The sequence below is a fragment of the Pyxidicoccus fallax genome, assembly GCF_012933655.1.
In the GTDB taxonomy this organism is placed as follows: Bacteria; Myxococcota; Myxococcia; order Myxococcales; family Myxococcaceae; genus Myxococcus; species Myxococcus fallax.
Map to the genome: position 1 here is coordinate 25,235 of NZ_JABBJJ010000030.1, position 21,004 is coordinate 46,238.

Sequence of the window (21,004 nt, forward strand, 5' to 3'; positions counted from 1 at the left end):
CCCTCGGGGCCGCGATAACTCACCTGCCTGTCCGCCTGGACTGGGAGCATGGCGTGATGCACGGGCCCCCCTGGCGGAACGCCACTGTGGCCCGGTGCCCGCGCACCTGTGGGAAGCTCCGTTCCGTGAGCCCCTCATCCCGCGTCGGTGCTGTCGAGGAAGCAGTGCGTGTCGAGCTGCCAGGCACCCGGTATCGCATCCTCCGAGGACGCTCCTCGGGGACGGGGCCGGTCATCGTGTACCTGCACGGCCTGGGCTGTGCTGGAAGCCGGGACTGGCCTCCCGTGGCGCACGGTGACGCGCTCGATGGCCACGCCAGCATCTGGGTGGACCTGCTCGGCTTTGGCCAGAGCGACAAGCCCCAGGACTTCAGCTACGAGCTGACGGAGCAGGCGCGGCTGCTCGTGGAGTTGCTGGGGACGAACGTCGGGCCCGTGGCGCTCGTCGGACACAGCATGGGTGGCACGCTGGCCCTGCTCGTGGCGGAGGAGCTGATTAGCGCCGGGCGTCCTCCCGCGGCCCTGCTGGTCGCCGAGCCGAACCTGCGAGCCGAGGACGCCACCGGAAGCGCGGTGGCTGCGGCCACGCCCGTGAGCGACTTCATCGCCAACTGGCCCCGGTGGGTGGCGTCGATGGACTCACCCCATTACCGGGAGACCGTGCGCCTCGCGGACCCGCTGGCCTTCCACCGGAGCGCGACGTCACTGGTCCGGGTGGGGCAGGGGCTCATTCCCCGCCTCGCCGCGCTGCCCGTTCCGGTGAAGGGCTACATCCTCGGGGAGCGCAGCGACGCCAACACCCACGAGACGGCCCGGCAGGTGGCCGCCGCGGGCATCCCCATCGTCACCGTGCCCGCCTCCGGGCACGGCTTCTCCGAGGACAATCCCGAGGGCTTCGCGCGCGCCATCGCCGAGCTGCTGCGAAGCCGGTAGCGGGCTTCAGAACCCGAGGAACTCGAGCTCGTCATCCGTGAGCTCGTGCAGGGGCTGGCGGCTCTTGACCTCGCCCGTGCGCGGGTCGTTGTACAGCTCCTGGTCGGGGAGGTTGCGCAGGATGAGCTCCATCTTGCGAATCTGTCCCCGCTCCGAGTCGATCATCTCCCGCTCGCGGATGATGTTGGCGATGACGCCCGCGGGGACGATGGTCCCGGAGTCGCCCTGGACCTGGTAGGAGACCCTGTCCGAGTCCTGGTTCTTGTACTGGATGACCAGCGCGGCCAGCCGCTCGGCGTCGATCTGGTACTCCTCGCGAATCCGCTTCATGCGGCCCTCGCGGTCCTCGATTCGAGCCCGGATCTCCTTCACCTTCTTCTGCATCGCCTGACGAAGCTCGGGCGTCGTCTTGATGTTGTAGTAGACGCCTTCGAACAGCTCGGTCGGTTTCTCGGCGTAATAACCCATGGGCCCGCTCCTCGTTCTGTGGGGTGGAAGGACGGCGCGGAACGCAAGCCGCTGGCCGCCACGCCGGGCCCTGACGGGAGGGGCCGCCCTCATCTGACGCACGAGCCGCGCGCCACCATGAGGGGGCAGGCGCGACCTCGCGAGAGGTCGCGCCCGACTTCAGACGCTACGCCCGGGGCCGGGGAGCGCCACCATCCTCCGTGGCGGTGAGCGCCGCCTCGGCGGGCACTTCCGACCAGCGGATGTGGAACGTGGACGACGTCCCGTCGAACTCCTCGGGGACGGCTACCACACGCCACCCGCCGCACAGCTCCACCGCACGGGACAGCAGCCCCGACGCGAAGGTGGGCAGGTCCGCCAGCACGTCGTTCATCTTCAGCTCCACCGACGTGGGGCCACGCTCGACGATTTCGACCTCACTGAAGTTGTTGCCCGCACGAAAGCCCATGTCCGCCCGCAGCAGCATCCTCCGGGGGCCAGCCAGCCGGACGACGCCCAGCAGGGCCCGGCCGAAGAAGGTCCCAAAGTAGGCGTCCATGAAGCGCTCGCCGAGCGAGTAGTACGCGGCCTCCGCGGGCACACCGCCATAGACGTGGCCGGCGGCGATACGGAGAAACTCCTTCCACTGCTCCAAGGTGTAGGTCCGCTCCAGCTTCTGGTCCAGGTCCAACCCCGCCCGGCGCAGGTGCTCACGGCACGCCGGGGTGAGGCGGTTCTCCAGGGCTCGCACGAAGAGCGCTTCGACCGTCTGGGTGAAAACAAGCTTCTCGGAAGAAGTCATAGGTGTAGCACCCTACAACGGGAGGGCCGTGGGATGCTCGCCCACCCGTGAATCTGCGTTCAGTGTCCCTGTCCAGGAGTGTCAGGAAGATTGCGTCCGGCGCACCCGCCGTGAAGCCCTGGACGGTAGGGCGGCTTCCGCACCGGCGGCTCGGTGCACCACGCCCCGCAGCCAGCGGTGGGCTGGGTCATCGTCGAACCGCTCGTGCCAGAACTGCACGACGTCGAAGGTGCGGAGAGGCACCGGCGGTGTGAGGACCTGCAAGGGCCAGGCCTCGGTGAAGGGCTCCACCAGCCGGCGGGGCGCGGTGAGGATGTGGTCCGAGCGGACCACCGTCAGGGGCGCGGTGAGGAAGTAGGGCAGGCGCAGGGCGATGCGCCGCGAGCGCCCCCGCCGCGCCAGCTCGGTGTCGACCACCCCGACGCCCTCGCCCCGGGGACTGATGAGGACGTGCGGGAAGCGCAGGTAGGTGTCCAGGTCCAGCCCCTTGCGGATGACGGGGTGCCCCTCGCGTACGACGCACACGAAGTCCTCCGTGAAGAGCTTCTGCTGGCGCAGCCCGGGGAGGTCCGGAGGGAAGGCCCCCACCCCGAGGTCCACCTCGCCGCTCTCCAGCGGGGTGGATACCTGGTCCACCACGAGGTGGCGGACGGCGAGGTCGACGTGGGGCGCCTCGCGGCCCAGCAGCGCGAGCAGCTCCGGCAGGAGCGTGGCGGCGAAGTAGTCCCCCGTGACGAGGGTGAAGCGGCGCCGGGCGGTGGCGGGCTCGAAGACGGGCTCGTTGCGCAGCGCGCGCTGGAGCTCCAGCAGGCCCCGGTGCAGGGGCGCGGCGAGCTGCTCGGCGCGCGGCGTGCGCACCATGCCGCCCCGCCCGCGGATGAGCAGCGCGTCCCCCAGCAGCTCGCGCAGCTGCCGCAGGGAGTGGCTCATGGCGGACTGGGTGACGCCCACCCGCTCGGCGGCGCGGGTGACGTTGGCCTCGGTGAGCAGCGCGTCCAGCGCCACCACGAGGTTGAGGTTGATGCCGGTGAGGTCCGCGGGCGCCGGGGACGCGGGCGGCTTCGCGGCCGGGAGGCGCGGACGGCGAGCATGAACGGGGCTCATGTGCCCATGAATACCATGCGGTGGCCTCATGCCGGGGATGCGAGCAGTTTTGGGCCATCTCGCGGTTCCCGGAGGCAGAACATGAGCATCGTCATCAACACCCCCAATGGACAGATTGGCCGTCTTCTCGCGCTGCGCCTGCTGGAGGCGGGCCGTCCCCTCACCGTCATCAGCCGGAGCGCGGACAAGGTGGCGGACCTGGTGAAGCAGGGCGCGAGGCTGGTGCAGGGCTCCACGGATGACGCGGCGGTGCTGGAGCGCGCGCTGGCGGGAGCGGAGGCGCTGTTCTGGCTGACGCCCCCGGTGAACGGGCCGGACTTCGTGGCGTGGTCGCGCGAGGCGGCGCTCACGGCGGCGAAGGCGGTGAAGGCGCACGGCGTGAAGCGCGTGGTGGTGCTGTCCAGCGTGGGCGCGCAGCACGGCGCGGGCACCGGGCCGGTGAACTCGCTGAAGGCCGTGGAGGAGGCGTTCAAGGCGGTCTGCGCGGACGTCACGATTCTGCGCCCGGGCTTCTTCATGGAGAACTTCCTGCGCGACGTGGGGACGCTGGCGAAGACGGGCTCGCTCTTCATGCCGGTGCCGCGGAGCAAGGCCGTGCCCTTCGTGGCGGTGGCGGACATCGCCGCCAAGGCCGCCGAGGTGCTGCTGGACGCGGGCTGGAAGGGGCACCGCTACGTGGGCGTCCACGGCCCGGCGGACGTGACGTACGCGGAGCTGGAGGCCACCTTCAGCGAGGCGCTCGGCCGCCCCATCCGCTACGTGCAGGTGTCGCTGGAGGACGCACGCAAGGGCATGGTCGGCGCGGGAATCCCCGGCTGGATGGCGGACGTCTTCGCGGAGATGTACGGCGGCATCGGAGACGGCCGCATGGATCCGGCCGAGCCCCGCTCCGCCCAGACGACCACGCCCACCTCCCTGGCGAAGTGGGCGCGCGAGGTGCTCAAGCCGGCGGTGGAGCAGGCCGCCTCCGCAGCGGCGTAGCGGCGATTCTGGCAGCGCGTTACCCGAAGCCGGGTGAGTCGTTCCACGCCTCCACCGGAATGAAGCGGAGTTCCTCCGGTGGAGACGTTAACGACAACATGCGGTCCACCACGTTGACAGCCTCAGCGGCACCTGTCCGCGATTCTCCTCGGCCCTGTACGAAATCAGCCCGCCCCCTCAACACGGCCCCCATACCTCCTATAAACGTCGAGGGACCGCGCCTGGTGGCGAGAAGCGGAGATTGCCGATCGTCGGGGTTGGCATCCACGATGCGCGTCAGTCTCGGCGGAACAGCAGCGCGCTCTTGAAGAAGAAGCTGCGCTTTTTCACGAGCATGAGAATCGAGCCCACCAGCGCCGCTGAAATGATGAGTGGGAAGCCCAGGCAGTGGAAGAGAATGCCGGGCAGGGAGTTCGCGTAGTGGTGCCGTCCCAGGTATGCCGAGCGGAGTATCTGGAGCGAGTACAGGAACAGCGGCATCAAGAAGAAGGGCCATGCGTCCCAGCTGAAGGGCGCCAAGAGCAGCCCTAGCGCGATGACGTAGTGCTGGAACTCCCACATCACATGGTAGGAGTTGATCAGGATCTTCTGTGGCCACGCCGTCCGAGTGGAGGCGGTTCGCACCTGGGTGGGGAGGTGTTCGATGGCGCCCAACGTCCACCGCACGCGCTGCAGGAACAGGCCACTCAGGCTCTGCCGCTCCACCTCGTAGCCGAGCACGCGCGGCAGGATGGAGATCCTGCCATCCGTGGACAGCACGCGATACGTGGCGGTCAGATCCTCCAGGAAGCCGTCCACCAGCAACTCGGCATACTTTCGGTAGTTCACCATCTGTATGCCGCCGGGGAAGTTGCCAACCCCGAACAGGTTCTTCACGGTCTGCAGCACGCCTTGCCGATAGAGGCGGTTGTTGCAGATGAGGTGGGCGGTCAGGTTGTGCTCCTTGCCAGCCTCCTGGAATGGGAAGATCAGGCACGACGAGAACGGCTCGCCGCACCGGCGATGGAACGCCACCAACTCCTCCAGGCCCGTGGGCTCCAGCACGATGTCTGCGTCTAGCAGGAGGACGGTCTCGGACGCGACGTGCTGGCCTCCCAGGAGGAGCCCGGCGACCTTGCCGCTACGGGCCTCGGGCAGGGTGAGCAACCGCAGCTGCACGCCGCGCTCCGCGAAGCGCTCCACGAATGACCGGGCGAGAGTGTCGGACCCATCCGTGCAGCGATCGAGCACTACCACGATGTTGGACAGGAGTTCGAGTTTGTTGTTGAGGATGGACGACAGGCACCTGTCCAACGTCGATGCCGAGTTGAACACGGGGAGCAGGATTGAGACCTTCTCCACGTCGTCCGACGGGAGCGCCGCGATGCTCCTCGGGTGAATCCTGACCTTGAATGAACAGACAAGGTAATAGAGCTGGAAAAAGCAGATGCACCCGATGGGGAGGAGAAGAATCCAAGCGTACATGGTGGCTCGGAGGACCCAGGAGAAACTCCCTTACTGGCTCGTGGCCAGCCGGGCTTCCATCTCCCTCAGCTCACGTTCGGACATCCACGGGTAGAACAGCCAGTTCGTCTTTACCTCGATGAAGTAGTCAGGCTTGAATCTAGAGTAGGTCTTGACCTGCAGGGTGGCCAGCTTAACGACAGCCGCGCCACGGCTGCGAACCTCGTCGAGAACCACCTGAGCGCTCTCGCCGGAGTCCAGGACGTCGTCTACCACGAGGACGCGCTTGCCCTTGAGATTGATGTCGTTCATCGGGACCACGACGGTGCCCTTCTCCGCGCGGTAGGAGCCCTGGCTTTGACCCGCGCCGGTCACCTGCCCCCGCTGGACCACCTTGATGCCCATCATCAGATCAATGCCCAGCTCGTTGGCGAGGATCGCTCCCGGCACAGCGCCACCGCGCAGGATGCAGACGATGGCGTCGAAGGGTTCACGGATGGTGGCCGCCAACCGCCGGCACAGGGAGTCGATCTCGCTCCAACCGTACTTGTCGATCTGCTTCATGGCATCACTCCATGTACCCGTTATGGATTTCCCAATCGATCGTGTTGCGCATGCTCACGTCGTAGATGGTCCGGGCCTTGGGGTACTTGCGGTAGAGCTGCGCCTCGTACCCGGCCAGTGCGATAATGTCCTCCTCCGACGGCTGCGGGTGGTTTTGCATCACGGAGCCCGGGTCCGCGTGGAAGATGTTGGTCGCCAGGCCGATGTTGCGACTCAGGATGGTATCCATCCCCTCCATGCTGCTCTCCAGCGGCTCCACGCCCCAGACGAGGCCGCAGAAGACATTCCACTCGCCGAAGACCCCCTTCGCGTACTCCAGCGAGTCCCACCACTTGTCGTAGCCGTAGAACTGATCCTTGCCGGGGCAGACCTCCGCGAAGGTCTTGCGGTCATAGACCTCAAGGTTGAAGGCAATGGAGGTGACGCCGACCGCCTTGTACTCGTCGATCAGCGAGAAGTCGTTGGGCGGGTGAGCCAGGACGTGGATGTTCACCTTGGGATCGCACGCGTCGTTGATGGCCTTCAAGGGCTCGATGATGTACTTACGCGTGCCCTCGTCATCGAGCGGCGTGCCGCAGGTGTTGGTGATGATCGGGATCTTCCAGCCGGAGGACTGGATGTGCCGGGTGGTCTCCATCATGCGCTGCCGGCCGAACTCGGTGACCAGCGGCTTGCCCACCGTCTTGCGGGCTTTCCGCAGGGAGCAGAAGCCGCAGGGCTTGCCTTTGTCGAAATAGTAGCAGTCAGGATAGAGGAAGAAGCCAGGGGTCACCGCGCCATAGGCCGAGATCACCTCGTCGGTCCGCGTGCCGTCGCTCAAGGTCTTCCCGAAGAAGGGCAGGGCTTCCGGCAGTTGCACTGTCTGCACGAAAGCGCCGTCCTTGTAGAGGTTCAGATCGTCTCCATCGAAGCGGAGGCTCCAGGGCGAATTCTCACGGCGGAGCACCGAGACCACCAAGTTGTCACCAAGCCAGAGCACCTGGGGCAGGCGGTGCTCGCGCTTCACGTTCCGGTTGGTGATGCAGTACCCGTACGTATTCTCGTAGTACCTCTTGTCTGTATCTACGAACATGCCCAAGTCGAATTGCATCCCCTTGGAGATCAAGGAGATTTTCGTTCTCAGGGAATTACGCATGAGGCCCCCTTGCGCAGGAATTGGCGACAACGCTCGGACGGAAGCGTAACACCATTGCATGTGGAAAAACCACTCCCCCTGGGGTTCTACTTAGAACTCCTTTCAAGAGAGTGATCGGTGCCGGGGTGTTCGCCTTGAAGTGGGCGGGTCAAGCAGAAAATCCCCACCACTGCTCACATCAGACGCAATATCGGGTAGTGGACATGCCTGCCATTGAGATGTGCTGGCTGACTGATCGCTCTCGAGACGCAAAGATACGACTTGGCAGTAAAAATATGCATCCCGCTCCCGTGTAGTGCACCCAGCTCGAGAGGCGGATGGAGCGCCACCCGCGAAAGTTCTTCCCCTAGAACTGCCGCAAGATCGGCGACGCGGGGCTGGCAGAAATGACTCGTTTGGGGATTGAGCGTGCGGCGCACCTTTCTGGAAGACACCTCGTTGGGCAGCCACAGAAGCCTCTCAGTTCAAGCTGGAACTGCCAGTGTCTCATGCACCGGGAGTCGCCGCGGGTCGAGAAAGCCTGATGGGGCTTGCCGAGGTCAACCGTGAGGCCCCCACCTTTCTGAGGGCAGCCAGCGCAAGAGCCGGAGCCTCTGGCGTTGATTCCTGGAGCGCTGGAGCCTGCCTTGGTGGAGATGATGGGCCGCACGTTGCTGCTGCATCGCCAGCCCATGACGCCATGGTTCGTCTTTTTCCAAACCTCATGCCATTCCACTGCGAGTGGGCCCAGCTCTCTGCCGCTGACTCCGAAGGAAACTGACAAATCAGGCAATCAGTTGTTGAGGCCGCGGTCGTATCGCTCCAACGCGGGGCTCAGACGTGACGCGAAGCATGCGGATACGCGAGCTGTAGCGCTCCTCGGCTCGATGCTGGCCCCTGACGCAGAGGCGTAGCGGCGGAGCCTTCCAGGTTCTTCACGCTTCTTCATGCCCCCGTGCCGCGCGTTCGACCATGCTTCGACTCGAGGGCACGGGGCTGACCCGTGCCACCGGGAGCGACACGGATGACATCGGGAAAGGCCATCATCGGCGGCGTACTGGGGCGGTTCCTCTTCCGCGACGCGCGCGTCGAGCAGGTCCGCGAGGTGTCCGCGCACTTCCGCTGGCTGGAGCTGGTGGGGGAGGGGCTGAAAGACGCCTCCTGGAGCGCGGGCGACAAGGTACAGGTGTTCCTGCCGGGCGAGGGCATGCGGACGTACACCCCACTGGCATGGGACGCGGTGCGCGGGGCGACGCAGTTCCTCGTGTACCTCCACGGTGACGGCCCCGGTGCGCGCTGGGGTCGCTCCGTGCGAGTGGGGGACCGGTGTCAGCTCTTCGGGCCGCGAGGCTCGGTGCCGCTCGCGGCGTACGAGGGCCCGGTGGTGCTCTTCGGGGACGAGACGTCCTTCGCGGTGGGGCACGCGCTGCGCAACCTGCGCGCGGGCATCGGCGGCGTCGAGCAGGTGTTCGAGGTGTCCTCACGCCCGGAGTCCACGGACGTGTTGCGGGAGTTCGGGCTCGCGCAGAGCGACGTCGTGGAGCGGACGGCCGGGGACGGGCACCTGCCCGAGGTGGCGGCGCGGCTCCAGGCGGCGCTCCAGCGGCGGCCGGGGGCGCGGCTGGTGATGACGGGCCGGGCGCAGGCCATCCAGGCACTGAGGGGCCGGCTCAAGGCGGCGGGGGTGGAGCCGGCGCAGAAGGTGAAGGCGTACTGGTCGCTCGGCAAGGCGGGGCTCGACTGACGCCTGTCACACGAAGTCCACCATTCGGGCATTGCGCGCGGGCGGGTGACGCTTCAAACACGGCGTGTCATGGACTCGCGCGCGCCCGGCTCTCCGAAGACCGACCCGTCCCACAACGTGCTCCACCAGCAGCAGACGCGGCTGCCGCTGGACGTCATCTTCTCGCCGCGCAGCGTGGCCGTGGTGGGCGCCAGCGAGCGCCCCGGCAGCGTGGGGCGCACCGTCCTCTGGAACCTCATCAGCAACCCCTTCGGCGGCACCGTCTACCCCATCAATCCGCAGCGGCCCAACGTACTGGGCATCAAGGCGTGGCCGTCCTTGCGCGCCCTGCCGGAGGTGGTGGACCTGGCCATCATCATCACCCCCGCGCCCACGGTGCCCGGCGTCATCCGTGAGTGCGCGGAATTGGGCGTGCGCGGCGCCATCATCATCTCCGCGGGCTTCAAGGAGACGGGGGAGGAGGGAGCGCGGCTGGAGCGGGAGATTCTCGACATCGCCCAGGCGGCGCGCATCCGCCTCATCGGGCCCAACTGCCTGGGCGTGATGCGGCCGCCGAGCGGCTTCAACGCCACCTTCGCTGGCGCCATGGCGCGGCCGGGCAACGTGGCCTTCGTCAGCCAGAGTGGCGCGCTGCTCACCGCCATCCTCGACTGGAGCCTGCGCGAGGGGGTGGGCTTCAGCGCCTTCGTCTCCGTGGGCTCCATGCTGGACGTGGGCTGGGGCGACGTCATCGACTTCCTCGCGGACGACCCGATGACGCGCTCCATCCTGCTGTACATGGAGTCCATCGGCGACGCGCGGGCCTTCCTCTCCGCCGCGCGCGAGGTGGCGCTCACCAAGCCCATCATCGTCATCAAGGCCGGGCGCACCGCGCAGGCCGCGCAGGCCGCCGCGTCCCATACGGGTACGCTGACGGGCAGCGACGAGGTGCTCAGCGCCGCCTTCCGCCGCACCGGCGTGCTGCGCGTGGACTCCATCGCCGACCTCTTCTACATGGCCGAAACGCTGGCCCGGCAGCCGCGTCCCGCGGGGCGCAGGCTGTCCATTCTCACCAACGCGGGCGGCCCTGGCGTGCTGGCCACGGACGCGCTGGTGGCGGGCGGCGGCGAATTGGCCGTGCTCGGCGAGGACACGCGCAAGGCGCTCGACGGCTTCCTGCCGCCGCAGTGGAGCCATGGCAACCCGGTGGACATCCTCGGCGACGCGGACCCGGAGCGGTACGCGAAGGCGCTGGAGGTGACGGCGAAGGACCCGAACAGCGACGGTCTGCTCGTCATCCTCGCGCCGCAGGACATGACGGAGCCCACGAAGACGGCGGACCGGCTCAAGGGCTACGCGAAGCTGCACGGCAAGCCGGTGATTGCGAGCTGGATGGGCGGCTCGGTGGTGGCCGCGGGCGAGCGCATCCTCAACGACGCGGGCATCCCCACCTTCGGCTATCCGGACACGGCGGCGCGCATCTTCAATTACATGTGGCGCTACACGTACAACCTCGCCGGGCTCTACGAGACGCCCACGCTGGCGGAGGAGTACCGCGGCGTCCGAGATATGGCGCGCCGTCAGGTGGACGAGGCTCGCGCGGCGGGGCGCACGCTGCTGACGGAGTACGAGTCCAAGCGGCTGCTGGCCGAGTACGGCATTCCCACGGTGGAGACGCGGCTGGCGCTCACGGAGGACGCCGCGGTGGCGGAGGCCGAGTCGCTGGGCTTCCCGGTGGTGGTGAAGCTGCACTCGCTGACGGTGAGCCACAAGTCGGACGTGGACGGCGTGCGGTTGGACCTGCGGGACGCGGACGCGGTGCGCGCGGCGTTCCGGGGCATTCGCGAGCGGCTGGCGGAGCTGGGGCAGCCGGGCGCGTTCGACGGCGTCACGGTGCAGCCGATGGTGAAGCTGGACGGGTACGAGCTCATCATCGGCAGCGGGCTGGACGCGCAGTTCGGGCCGGTGCTGCTGTTCGGCGCGGGCGGCACGTTGGTGGAGGTGTTCAAGGACCGCGCGCTGGGGCTGCCGCCGCTCAACACGACGCTGGCGCGGCGGATGATGGAGCAGACGCGCATCCACCAGGCGCTGAAGGGCGTGCGCGGGCGGAAGCCGGTCGACCTGGGGGCGCTGGAGCGGCTGATGGTGCGCTTCAGCCGGCTGGTGGTGGAGCAGCGCTTCGTGAAGGAGATCGACATCAACCCGCTGCTGGTGTCGCACGAGCGGCTGCTGGCGCTGGATGCGCGCGTGGTGCTGCACCCGCCCACGGTGACGGAGGCGGAGCTGCCTCGGCTGGCAATCGAGCCGTACCCGCAGCAGTACGTGGCGCCGTACCAGATGCCGAATGGCGAGGAGGTGCTGCTGCGGCCGATTCGCCCGGAGGACGAGCCACGGATGGCGGAGTTCCACCGGACGTTGTCGGAGCACACGGTTTTCCTCCGGTACGCGGGGCTGATGCACCTGAGCACGCGGGTGGCGCACGAGCGGCTGGCGCGCATCTGCTTCAACGACTACGCACGGGAGCTGGCGCTGGTGGCGGAGCGGAAGAGCGGGGAGATACTTGGGGTGGGGCGGCTGACGCGGCTGCGGGGGACGCAGGACGCGGAGTTCGCCATCCTCATCAGCGACCAGGTGCAGAAGCAGGGTCTGGGCACGGAGCTGCTGCGCCGGCTGGTGGACGTCGGGCGCGATTGGAGGATGCAGCGCATCGTCGCGGACATCCTCGCGGGCAACCGGCCCATGCAGACCATCAGCCGGAAGCTCGGCTTCGCCATCGTCCCCCACGAGGAGCTGGCGCCGGACATGGTCAAGGCGGTGAAGGTGCTCTGACCCGGCTACAGCTTCACGCCGTCCAGTTGCTCCAGCGCGGCGCGGATTGCGTCCTCGGTGGTGCCGAACTCCTTCGCGAGCTTCGGCGCGGAGAACGTCACGGCCGCAGTGGAGGGTGGGTACTTCGAGAAGGTGCTCACCACGACTCCAAGCTGGCCGGGCCATGGGAGCACAGCCAGTTCGCGACTCCTCCGCGCGGGGTCCAGAACCGTGAAGCAGGGCCACGAGGGAAAGCGAAGGGTGGAGGCGTCACAGCCGACGAAACGGCACCCTTCCAGCTGAGCACTCGTGAAGTCGCAGTCCTCGATGCCGCCGTCTTCGGAATCCGGCCAGCGCCCGAAGTCACAGCCGGTCAGCACGCCCGTGAATCGGCAGCCCCTCAACGAGACTCCTTCCCAGCTGAAGTGCTTGAGCCCCTTCTTCACCTCGATGGTGCAGTCGATGAGTCGCGTCCTGGCGATGGTCAGCGCGTTCGCTGGCACTCCGATGACGAGCGTGCAGTTCCGTAGGGTCAGATGATGACCGAGGTAGTAGTGCTCGATCTTGCTGGTCAGCTCGAGTCGCTGGTTCTCGAGTTCCGTATCGCGGAATTGAATCATGGTGTCGCGACTCGCCGAGGTCCTCAGAACGTAATCATCCGGAACAGGGTGCCCATCATGCGCTGGCCGTGCAGGGCGAGGTTGGAGTCAGTCCCGGAGAGAACTTCGTATCTGTACCCGGTTGAGGGATCAACCGCGTCGACTCCGGTCCGGCTCCACTGAAGTTGTGGAAACTGCCTCCTCAGTTCCCTCTCCACGAAACGGCCCCGGGATTGGCGTTCGAGGAGCCGCGCCAGCCACTGCTTGCCTTGCGCCAGGGCACGTTCAATGGCCGCCAGTTCATCCGCATCTGGACCTCGCGAGGTCCAGCGCTGGGCCGCGCGAACAGCGGCTGCTTGAAGCTCGTCACCGACGAGGTCGGGGGTCGGAACGTCCTTCAGCGACTTGTTGGCGGGCACATGCCAGCGCTGTCCCTCGATGACCACCTGCCGGTTTCCTCCCTGGTGTCGGATGACGGTGGTCGCCGCACGCGCTTCCGTGGTCGCCGCGCTCGCCTGACTCCCGGGGCTCTTCATCATCACGGCGAAGGTGCCTTCCGACGAGGCCGCCACCGCCTCCACCTCGGCCACCGCGAGCCGGATGCCGCCCTGCGCTTCCGCCTGCACCGCCGCCTGGGTGTAGCCGGGCAGCTTCGGCATCTTCTGCGCCAGCGGCTTCACCGCGCCGCCCAGCACCGCCGTGACCAGCATCACCAGCACGCGCGCGGTGTTCTCTCCCATCACCCGGCCAAAGTGCTCTCCGGCGGTGCTCAGTTGCTCGAAGGAGACGGCCCGGTTGGCGTCCTCCACCAGTCGCACCCAGCCCTGCATCAGGCTCCACAGCGTGTCCACGCCCAGCCAGGCCAGGAGGGTGACGGTCAGGGCCGCCGCGACGCCTTTGGACATCGGCTCGGGCAGCGCCCACAGCAGCAGGTACACCGTGGCCGTCCACACCAGCATGGACAGCACCGCGGACGGCTCCACCATGCCCCTCAGCGCGTGCTTCGTCTCGTCCAGCACCGCTCCCAGGGAGAGTGCCAACGCCAGTGCGTACCGGTCCTCGCCCCGTACCGTGGGGCCGTCCATGAGCAGGTGCAGGCAGTCACCACCGCCCTGCGTACGCTCGCACCAGCGCAAGTACTCTCGCGTCAACTCCGCCTCGGCCCTGGTAGCGGAACCGCGCACGTTCACGGGGGCCAGCCGGACGACACGCCCGGCACCTTCGTTTGCCGGGACTCCCTCGGCGTGCGACTCCTCGAATAGCCGCCGCGCCGCCTCCCGGGGATTCCCCACGGGTCGAGCACCACGGACCAGTGCTGTCACCGCTTCCGTGAAGTCGCCCTCATCCACCTCGACTGGCTCGGACGGGACGGTCCGAGGTGCGATGACGCTCAAGCCATACCGGGCCGTGAATGGCCCTCCCTCGGAATCATCCCAGGCCTGGCTCGGGCGCCGTGGCGTGCTGCTGCACGCTGTCAGCAGCATAAGGAGGATGGCGCCTACCTGACAGTGCGCCGTGCACTCCCTTCTCTGGTTTGAGGTCATGCGCCAATGGAGCACGCGAGGGACTCCTTGGACATGGGGCTGTGAAGGTGCCCTGAGGGGGAAACGCCGATCTTGGAACTCGACTGGTTTACGGACCAGTATCGGACTTTGGCTGGGTACGTTGGAGGTACTGGATGCGGTCCTTGCGGTCCCTCAAGTCCTTCGACGAGCTGACGGAGAAGCTCCGCATCATCGCGTTTATCGAGGAAGGACTCGATGATGCGAGGGCAGGGCGAGTGCACGCGCACGCCGACATCGTGGCGGAAATGAAGAAGCGCTACCGGAAGCCGGCGAGGCGCGGCTCGCCAAGCCCTCCCGGACGCCCCTGACGCATCGCGCCGCACCCAGCCGCCGTGCTCTCGTGCCCGCCGACGGAGCGACTTGTCCTGCTGGCCCTTGCGACCCATTGTTCCTCGGTACAAGGGGCCGGGTAGGACGGAGGTCCCTAACTTCCTGACAGCCGGGGGCAATCAGTGCCGCCTGGCACACACCATGTCAGAGACCTCGACCTCGCTTCATGGAGTCACGGTCCGCCGGGTACAAGCGCTGCGCGGACCCAACCTCTACGCGTACAAGCCCGTCCTCAAGGTGGTGATGGACATCGGCCCGCTCGAGGAGCGACCGAGCAACTCCTTCCCGGGCTTCGTCGAACGGCTCATGGGCTGGCTGCCCGGCCTTCATGAGCACGAGTGCAGCGTGGGCCGCCCCGGCGGTTTCCACCAGCGCCTGCTGCGCGGCACCTACCTCCCCCACATCGTCGAGCACGTCACACTCGCCCTGCAGAACCTCGTCGGGTTCGACGTGGGCTACGGCCGAGCCCGCGGCGCTGGCGAGCCCGGCGTCTACAACGTCGTCATCGCCTACGAGGAAGAAGAGCCCGCCCGCGCCGCCTTCGACATGGCGCTGCGCCTCGTCCTTGCCGGCATGTTCGACGAGCCCTTCGACTTCGCCGCCGAAATCGAGCGCCTGCACGAGGTGGCGGACGACTACCGCCTCGGCCCCAGCACCCGCGCGCTCGCGAATGCCGCCCGCCGCCGCAAGATTCCCGTGCGCCGCATCACCCCCACCGGCAGCCTCCTGCAGCTGGGGCAGGGCATCCACCAGAAGCGCATCCTCGCCTCCCAGACGTCCGACACCACCGCCATCGCCGTCGACATCTGCCAGGAGAAGCCCCTCACCAACCGCATGCTCCGCACCGTCGGCGTCCCCGTTCCCGAGGGCGAGACGGTCCGCTCGGCCGACGAGGCATGGCGCGTGGCCCAGGACCTGGGCCTGCCCGTCGTCCTCAAGCCCGAGGGCGGCAACCAGGGCAAGGGCGTCCTCGTCAACCTCCGCTCCGAGCGCGAGGTGCGCGACGCCTTCGAGGTGTCCAGCCAGTACGACAGCCGCGTGCTCGTGGAGCGCCACATCGAGGGCCTGGACTACCGGCTCCTCGTCGTCGGCGGGAAGATGGTCGCCGCCGCCCGGAGAGATCCGGCGCTCGTCGTCGGCGACGGCCACCACACCGTCGCGATGCTGGTGGACATCGTCAACCAGGACCCGCGCCGCCGCCCCGGCCACAGCGGCACCCTGAGCCGCATCAAGCTCGATGACGCCGCCAAGGTGGTGCTCGCGCAGCAGGGAATGACGACGGAGTCCGTGCCCGAGCCGGGCCAGGTCGTCCGCCTGCGCCAGAACTGCAACCTCTCCACCGGCGGCACCGCCACCGACGTGACGGACGACGTCCACCCGGAGAACGCGCGCCTCGCCGAGCTGGCCGCGCAGATTCTCGACCTGGACGTGGCCGGCATCGACATGCTCTGCCGCGACATCAGCCGGCCCATCGAGGAGCAGGCCGGCGCCATCGTCGAGGTCAACGCCGCCCCCGGCCTGCGCATGCACCTGGAGCCCGCGGTGGGCACGCCCCGCGACGTGGGCGCGGCCATCATCGACATGCTCTACCCGCCGGGCGCCCCCTCGCGCATCCCCCTGGTCGCCGTCACCGGCACCAACGGGAAGACGACGGTGACACGGCTCGTCGCCCACATGTTCGAGACCGCCCGCAGGGTCGTCGGCTTCACCTGCACGGACGGCACGTACATCGCCGGCAAGCGCATCATCCAGGGCGACTGCTCCGGCCCCCGCAGCGCACAGGCCGTGCTGCTCCACCCCAAGGTGGAGGCCGCCGTGCTGGAGGTCGCCCGCGGAGGCATCCTCCGCGAGGGCTTGGGCTTCGACTGGTGCAGCGTGGGCGTCGTCACGAACCTCAGCCCGGACCACCTGGGCCAGGGCGGCGTCAACACCCTGGAGGAGCTGGCCCGCGTGAAGCAGGTCGTCGTCGAGTCCGTCGCGGAGAGCGGCGCGGCCGTGCTCAACGCGGACGACCCGCACGTGGCCGAGATGGCCGCGGCGTCGCGCGGACGCGTCGTGTACTTCGGCCGGAGCGCGGACGGGCCCGTCATGGCCTCCCACCTCGCGGACGGCGGCGCGGGCGTCTTCGTGGAGGACGGCGCCGTCGTCACCGCGCGCGGCTCGCACCGGCAGCGGCTGGTGGACCTGGAGCGCGTGCCCCTCACGGCCGGCGGCACCATCCGCTTCCAGCTGGAGAACGTGCTCGCCGCCAGCGCCGCCGCCTGGGCCGCCGGCATCAACCCGGCGATGATTGCCCGCGCGCTCAACACCTTCCGCTCCGACCCGCTCATGACGCCGGGCCGCTTCAACATGATGAGCGTGGGCGGGCGCCAGATCATCGTGGACTACGGCCACAACACAGCCGCCATGCGGGCCCTCGCCGAGGCCCTGCCTCGCGACGGCTCGCGCAAGACGCTGATGGTGGTGGGCCTGCCGGGAGACCGGCGCGACGAGGACCTCCTCACGACGTTCCAGGCCGCGCTGCCCATGGCGGACGAGTACGTCGTCCACGACTTGAAGAACCTGCGGGGCCGCGCGAAGGACGAGGTGCCCCGCATGTTCATGAGCTGCGTGACGGACGGGCGCCCCTGCCACCTGGTCGAGGACCAGAGCGCGGGCGTGACGCGCGCCTTCCACCGCACGCAGCCCGGAGACCGCATCATCGTCATCGCCGACGAGGTGGATGAAGCGCTGGACCTGGTGAACGCGCTGGCGTGCGAGCACGACGAGGAGCTGTGCTCGACGCCCGTCTGGTCCGGAGGGGCGGTGGCAAGCGCGCCGTGATGACCCTGCTGCGCCACGGTGCGGTGTACGCCCCCGAGCCCCTCGGGGTGCGGTCCGTCCTGCTCGTGGGTGGGCAGGTGGCCCGCATCGGACTGGTGGACGAGGCGGCGGTGCGCGCCCTGGGCCTGCCCTACGAGGTCATCGACGTGGCCGGGGGACTCGTCATCCCCGGCTTCGTGGACCCGCATGAGCACTTCATCGGCGCGGGTGGGGAGAAGGGCTTCCGTACCCGCATGCCCGAGGTGTCCTTCGAGCAGCTCGCCCGCGCGGGCGTCACCACCGCCGTGGGCTGCCTGGGCACCGACGGCGTCACCCGCAGCCTGGAGGCGCTCGTCGGCAAGGCCCGTCAGCTCACGGAGGAGGGCATCACCGCCCTCGTCTACACCGGCGGCTTCCACATTCCGCCCCGCACGCTCACCGGCACCATCGAGGGCGACCTCGTCCTCATCGACCTCGTGGTCGGGGTGGGAGAGCTGGCCATCTCCGATGTGCGCTCCAGCCAGCCGCACCTGGACGAGCTGGCGCGCGTGGTGGCCTCCGCCACCGTGGGCGGCCGCATCTCCGGCAAGGCGGGCGTCACCCACTTCCACGCCGGCCCCGGGCGTGGCCGCCTGTCCCTGCTGCACGCGCTGCTGGACACCCACGAGGTGGACCCATCCTGCCTCTACATCACCCACGCCAACCGCACCCCGGAGCTGATGGACGACGCCATCGCCCTCGCGCACCGGGGCGCCTACGTGGACCTGGACACGGTGGACCCGCCGCTGGGCCCGTGGGTGCGCCAGTACCGGGAGCGGGGCGGGCCTCCCGCGCGGCTGACGATGTCCTCGGACGCGCACACGCCGGGCGCCCACCCCGGCCGCTTGAGGGAGGAGCTGGCGGCCCTCGTCCGCGATGAGCACCTGCCCCTGGAGGAGGTGCTGCCGTACTTCACGGCCAACCCGGCCTCGGCGCTGAGGCTGGGACGCAAGGGGCGGCTGGCCCCTGGCATGGATGCCGACGTGGTGGTGTTGGACGAGCGGACACTGGAGGTCGCCCACGTCTTCGCACGCGGCCGGGCGCTGGTGCGGGAGGGGCGACTCGTGTCCCGCGAGGGGTGAGGGATGAAGAAGAAGCGCAGGGGCGAGCTGCTCATCATCGGAGGCAACGAGAAGAAGAACCCCGCGGACGAGGAGCAGGCCGCCATCCTCCGCCACGTGGCCCGAGCGGCCACCGGCAACGGGCGCCTGGTCATCCTCACCGTGGCCAGCAGCGAGCCCGAGGAGATGGAGCGCGTCTACCGCGCCGCCTTCGCCCGCTTGGGCGTGAAGCACTTCGACTGCCTGGACATCCGCACGCGCGAGGAGGCCGTGGCGGGGAAGGGCATCGAGAAGCTGGATGGCGCGTCCGTGCTCTTCTTCACCGGCGGCGACCAGCTGCGCATCACCAGCCTCATGGGCGGCACGCCGGTGATGGACCACATCTTCGGGCTGCACGAGGCGGGCGCGGCGATTGTCGGCACGTCCGCCGGGGCGGCGGCCGCGGCGGAGACGATGCTCGGTTTCGGGGAGAGCAACGTGTCGCGCCTGACGCAGCTGACGCTGGCGCCGGGCCTGGGTCTGCTCAAGGGCGTCATCATCGACCAGCACTTCGCGGAGCGGGGCCGCTTCGGCCGGCTGATGGGCGCGGTGGCGCAGAACCCCCACAGCCTCGGCATCGGCATCGACGAGGACACCGCCATCCACGTGATGAATGACGAGGAGTTCACCGTGCTCGGCTCGGGCGCCGTCTACGTCTTCGACGCCACCGGCATGACGTACACCAGCCTGTCGGACCGGCACTCGGAGGGCATCCTCACCGTGCACGACACCAAGGTCCACATGCTGGGCCGGGGGGACCGCTTCAGCCTGGTGTCGCGCCGCCCCCTGCCTCACTGAGGGGCGGAGGCGGCGGAGTCCGCGGCCTGCGGCTTGCGGCCCAGGCGGCGCTCGGCGGCCTCGATCTGCTTCTCGATTTTCTTGGCGAACTGGTGCGTGGGCCGGCGCGTGCGCAGGTCGTAGTGGTCTCCCTGGCTGAGCACGTGGAGCCGGACGTTGAAGATGGAGAGCGTCCGAGAGGACTCCTCCTCGGCCACGTTGGTGTACGTCACGTCCTCCGCGTCCGCGACGTAGACGGCCCCGGAGCCGATGACGGTGAAGGACTCCTCGCGCTCGACGACGACGGCCGTGTCCTCGTCGATGCCCAGGCCAATGAAGCGCGGGTTCTGCGCCACCGCGCCCAGCAGGCGGCCGATGCGCCCACGCTCGGCGAAGTGCTGGTCGATGATGACGTCGCGCAGGAAGCCCAGCCCGGGGGCCATCTGCAGCGTCTCTCCAATCTTGTGGCTCTCGCGGCTGTTGCCCGTCACCAGCATGGTGTCGGACATGGCCGCCGCGCCCGCGGATGTCCCCGCCACCGTGCCACCCTGGCGATAGAACTCCTCCACCGCCGCGCACAGCCGCGTGCCCGCGAAGCGCGTGGTGATTTTCAATTGCCCGCCGCCGGTGAAGAAGAAGACGTCGGCCCCGTCGAGGATGTCGAGGGGCGGGTCGACCAGCAGGTCCGCGCGCTGTTCGATGTCGAGCCGGACGACGTCCTTGCACCCGATGTCCTGGAAGGTGCGCTGGTAGGTCTCCCACAGCTCCCCGGGCACGTCGCTCGCCACGGTGCAGACCACCACGCGGCCGCCCCGCGCGCAGCGGGCCACCTGGCGCAGGATGACGCGGTCCTTCTCCTTGTCCTCGTGGCCGCCGATGATGACGAGCCGTCCGGAGGCGGGCCGCCGCCGCTCCGAGGGGGCGTGCGGGCGCTCGGGAGGCGCTTCGCCGCGGTCACTCGAACGGACGACCTGGCTCTCGCGCAGCGCCACGTCCTGGATTCGCGGCCTTCCATTCCGCTTCGGTTTCGCCTTGGCAGCCTTCCGGGCCATGGGGCTCGCTGCTCCTTTCGCAGGTGGAGTTCGGAACTCCCACCAATCCCTCAAGGTGGAAGTCCGAAATCCACGACGCCACTGGCCCCAGGTACACCCGCTAGGGAAGCGTGTCGGCGAGGTCCGAGTGGATGTCGGCGCCCTCCTCGAGGTGCTCCTGCACGCTCCTGCGCAGCGTCATCAATTCCTGCCGGAGGGCCGTGTTCTGCACCTGCGGCATGAGCAGGGCATCTCCCGTCATCGCCGTGCGCGCGTGGGCCGCCACCTGCGAGCCCATCATCGCCAGGTCGAAGGTGTCGGCCGGGGCCGCCTCGAGCGTCTCCATCATCCTCTGGACCTCGTCCTGGAGCTGCTGGGACACGGCGCTGTCCTCGGGGACCAGCCCCTGGTCCTGGGCGAGCTGCTCCAGCCGCTGCTGGGCCTCGGTGTGCTCCGTCACCATGCGCGCGTTGAAGTCACGCACCTCCGCCGAGGTGGCCCGCTGCTGTCCGAGCTGGCCCAGCATCACCTCGCCCTCGTTGGCCACCACCAGCACCCGGACAATCTGCGCGTCACTGAGCGTCAGGTCCTGCACCTCGGGCGCGGCCTCCGGGGGCGGAGTGTCGCCGTTGTTGTCGTCGTCATCGCAGCCCGCCCCCAACACCAGCAGCGCACTCACCAACACCGCTCCCATCCACGACCGCTTCGTGTGCATGCCTCTCCTCCGTCAAAACGGTGTGGGGAGGTTGGTGCCACACAGCGCCAGTCGTTACTGGATGTGGAGGTAGGGGGAGTGTGGTGCCGCGGACTGCGCGACTGCCCACCGGAAGAGACCTGGCCGCG

At 68.5% G+C, this 21,004-nt stretch carries 18 protein-coding genes; 8 read left to right on the forward strand and 10 right to left on the reverse strand.

Going from position 1 to position 21,004, the window contains the following annotated elements; translation table 11 throughout:
• Positions 1–125: 125 nt before the first annotated feature.
• Positions 126–932 carry an alpha/beta fold hydrolase gene (locus HG543_RS09180; RefSeq protein WP_169344323.1) on the forward strand — a complete coding sequence of 269 codons (807 nt, stop codon included), beginning with the start codon at positions 126–128 and terminating at the stop codon, positions 930–932.
• 6 nt (positions 933–938) lie between these two features.
• On the opposite strand, the gene HG543_RS09185 is transcribed toward HG543_RS09180, so the two are convergent.
• From HG543_RS09185 to HG543_RS09195, 3 genes are all read right to left on the reverse strand, one after another.
• Positions 939–1,400 carry a flagellar biosynthesis anti-sigma factor FlgM gene (locus HG543_RS09185; RefSeq protein WP_169344324.1) on the reverse strand — a complete coding sequence of 154 codons (462 nt, stop codon included), beginning with the start codon at positions 1,398–1,400 and terminating at the stop codon, positions 939–941.
• 166 nt (positions 1,401–1,566) lie between these two features.
• Positions 1,567–2,181, reverse strand: a complete 615-nt coding sequence (locus HG543_RS09190) for a DUF2378 family protein (RefSeq protein ID WP_169344325.1) — start codon at positions 2,179–2,181, stop codon at positions 1,567–1,569.
• An 81-nt stretch (positions 2,182–2,262) separates the two neighbouring features.
• Positions 2,263–3,285: a LysR family transcriptional regulator gene (locus tag HG543_RS09195; protein WP_169344326.1), complete on the reverse strand. Its 1,023-nt coding sequence runs from the start codon at positions 3,283–3,285 to the stop codon at positions 2,263–2,265.
• Positions 3,286–3,366: 81 nt separating this feature from the next.
• Here HG543_RS09195 and HG543_RS09200 point away from each other — a divergent pair, with 81 nt between their 5' ends.
• Positions 3,367–4,266 (forward strand): NmrA family NAD(P)-binding protein, encoded by a 900-nt coding sequence (locus HG543_RS09200; RefSeq protein WP_169344327.1) that lies wholly within the window; start codon positions 3,367–3,369, stop codon positions 4,264–4,266.
• A gap of 276 nt (positions 4,267–4,542) precedes the next feature.
• Here HG543_RS09200 and HG543_RS09205 read toward each other — a convergent pair whose 3' ends face one another.
• Genes HG543_RS09205 through HG543_RS09215 form a run of 3 tightly spaced genes read right to left on the reverse strand, consistent with a single transcriptional unit; the run spans position 4,543 to position 7,468 of the window.
• Entirely contained in the window at positions 4,543–5,730 is a 1,188-nt protein-coding gene (locus HG543_RS09205; RefSeq protein WP_169344328.1) for a glycosyltransferase family 2 protein, read from the reverse strand.
• A 30-nt stretch (positions 5,731–5,760) separates the two neighbouring features.
• A complete protein-coding gene (locus tag HG543_RS09210) occupies positions 5,761–6,273 on the reverse strand; it encodes a phosphoribosyltransferase (RefSeq protein WP_169344329.1) in 513 nt (170 codons plus the stop codon).
• 4 nt (positions 6,274–6,277) lie between these two features.
• Complete coding sequence (locus tag HG543_RS09215; protein ID WP_343073308.1) at positions 6,278–7,468, reverse strand: radical SAM protein; 1,191 nt, start codon at positions 7,466–7,468, stop codon at positions 6,278–6,280.
• A 943-nt stretch (positions 7,469–8,411) separates the two neighbouring features.
• Between HG543_RS09215 and HG543_RS09220 the strand changes: the two genes are divergently transcribed.
• Together HG543_RS09220 and HG543_RS09225 are read left to right on the forward strand one after the other, a co-directional pair.
• Positions 8,412–9,131: a siderophore-interacting protein gene (locus tag HG543_RS09220; protein ID WP_169344331.1), complete on the forward strand. Its 720-nt coding sequence runs from the start codon at positions 8,412–8,414 to the stop codon at positions 9,129–9,131.
• Between the two features lie 69 nt (positions 9,132–9,200).
• Positions 9,201–11,939: a bifunctional acetate--CoA ligase family protein/GNAT family N-acetyltransferase gene (locus HG543_RS09225; protein WP_169344332.1), complete on the forward strand. Its 2,739-nt coding sequence runs from the start codon at positions 9,201–9,203 to the stop codon at positions 11,937–11,939.
• Between the two features lie 5 nt (positions 11,940–11,944).
• Here the strand turns inward: HG543_RS09225 and HG543_RS09230 are convergent, their stop codons facing one another.
• Positions 11,945–12,538 (reverse strand): pentapeptide repeat-containing protein, encoded by a 594-nt coding sequence (locus tag HG543_RS09230; protein WP_169344333.1) that lies wholly within the window; start codon positions 12,536–12,538, stop codon positions 11,945–11,947.
• Positions 12,539–12,561: 23 nt separating this feature from the next.
• Complete coding sequence (gene sitA5 / locus HG543_RS09235; protein ID WP_439332603.1) at positions 12,562–14,061, reverse strand: SitA5 family polymorphic toxin; 1,500 nt, start codon at positions 14,059–14,061, stop codon at positions 12,562–12,564.
• A 134-nt stretch (positions 14,062–14,195) separates the two neighbouring features.
• Between sitA5 and HG543_RS09240 the strand changes: the two genes are divergently transcribed.
• From HG543_RS09240 to HG543_RS09255, 4 genes are all read left to right on the forward strand, one after another.
• Complete coding sequence (locus tag HG543_RS09240) at positions 14,196–14,390, forward strand: hypothetical protein (RefSeq protein ID WP_169344335.1); 195 nt, start codon at positions 14,196–14,198, stop codon at positions 14,388–14,390.
• A 163-nt stretch (positions 14,391–14,553) separates the two neighbouring features.
• Positions 14,554–17,235, forward strand: coding sequence for a cyanophycin synthetase (cphA, locus tag HG543_RS09245; RefSeq protein ID WP_169344336.1), 2,682 nt, complete (start codon positions 14,554–14,556; stop codon positions 17,233–17,235).
• Positions 17,187–18,335 carry an amidohydrolase family protein gene (locus HG543_RS56750; protein WP_169344337.1) on the forward strand — a complete coding sequence of 383 codons (1,149 nt, stop codon included), beginning with the start codon at positions 17,187–17,189 and terminating at the stop codon, positions 18,333–18,335. Before cphA ends, HG543_RS56750 begins: the two co-directional genes overlap by 49 nt.
• Positions 18,336–18,338: 3 nt before the next feature.
• The gene (locus tag HG543_RS09255; protein ID WP_169344338.1) at positions 18,339–19,151 is read left to right on the forward strand and encodes a cyanophycinase; all 813 of its coding nucleotides are present in this window, start codon (positions 18,339–18,341) and stop codon (positions 19,149–19,151) included.
• On the opposite strand, the gene HG543_RS09260 is transcribed toward HG543_RS09255, so the two are convergent.
• Both HG543_RS09260 and HG543_RS09265 read right to left on the reverse strand, forming a co-directional pair.
• Complete coding sequence (locus tag HG543_RS09260; RefSeq protein ID WP_169344339.1) at positions 19,145–20,182, reverse strand: cyanophycinase; 1,038 nt, start codon at positions 20,180–20,182, stop codon at positions 19,145–19,147. The genes HG543_RS09255 and HG543_RS09260 overlap by 7 nt on opposite strands.
• 100 nt (positions 20,183–20,282) lie before the next feature.
• Positions 20,283–20,876: a DUF4142 domain-containing protein gene (locus HG543_RS09265; protein ID WP_169344340.1), complete on the reverse strand. Its 594-nt coding sequence runs from the start codon at positions 20,874–20,876 to the stop codon at positions 20,283–20,285.
• Positions 20,877–21,004: the final 128 nt, after the last annotated feature.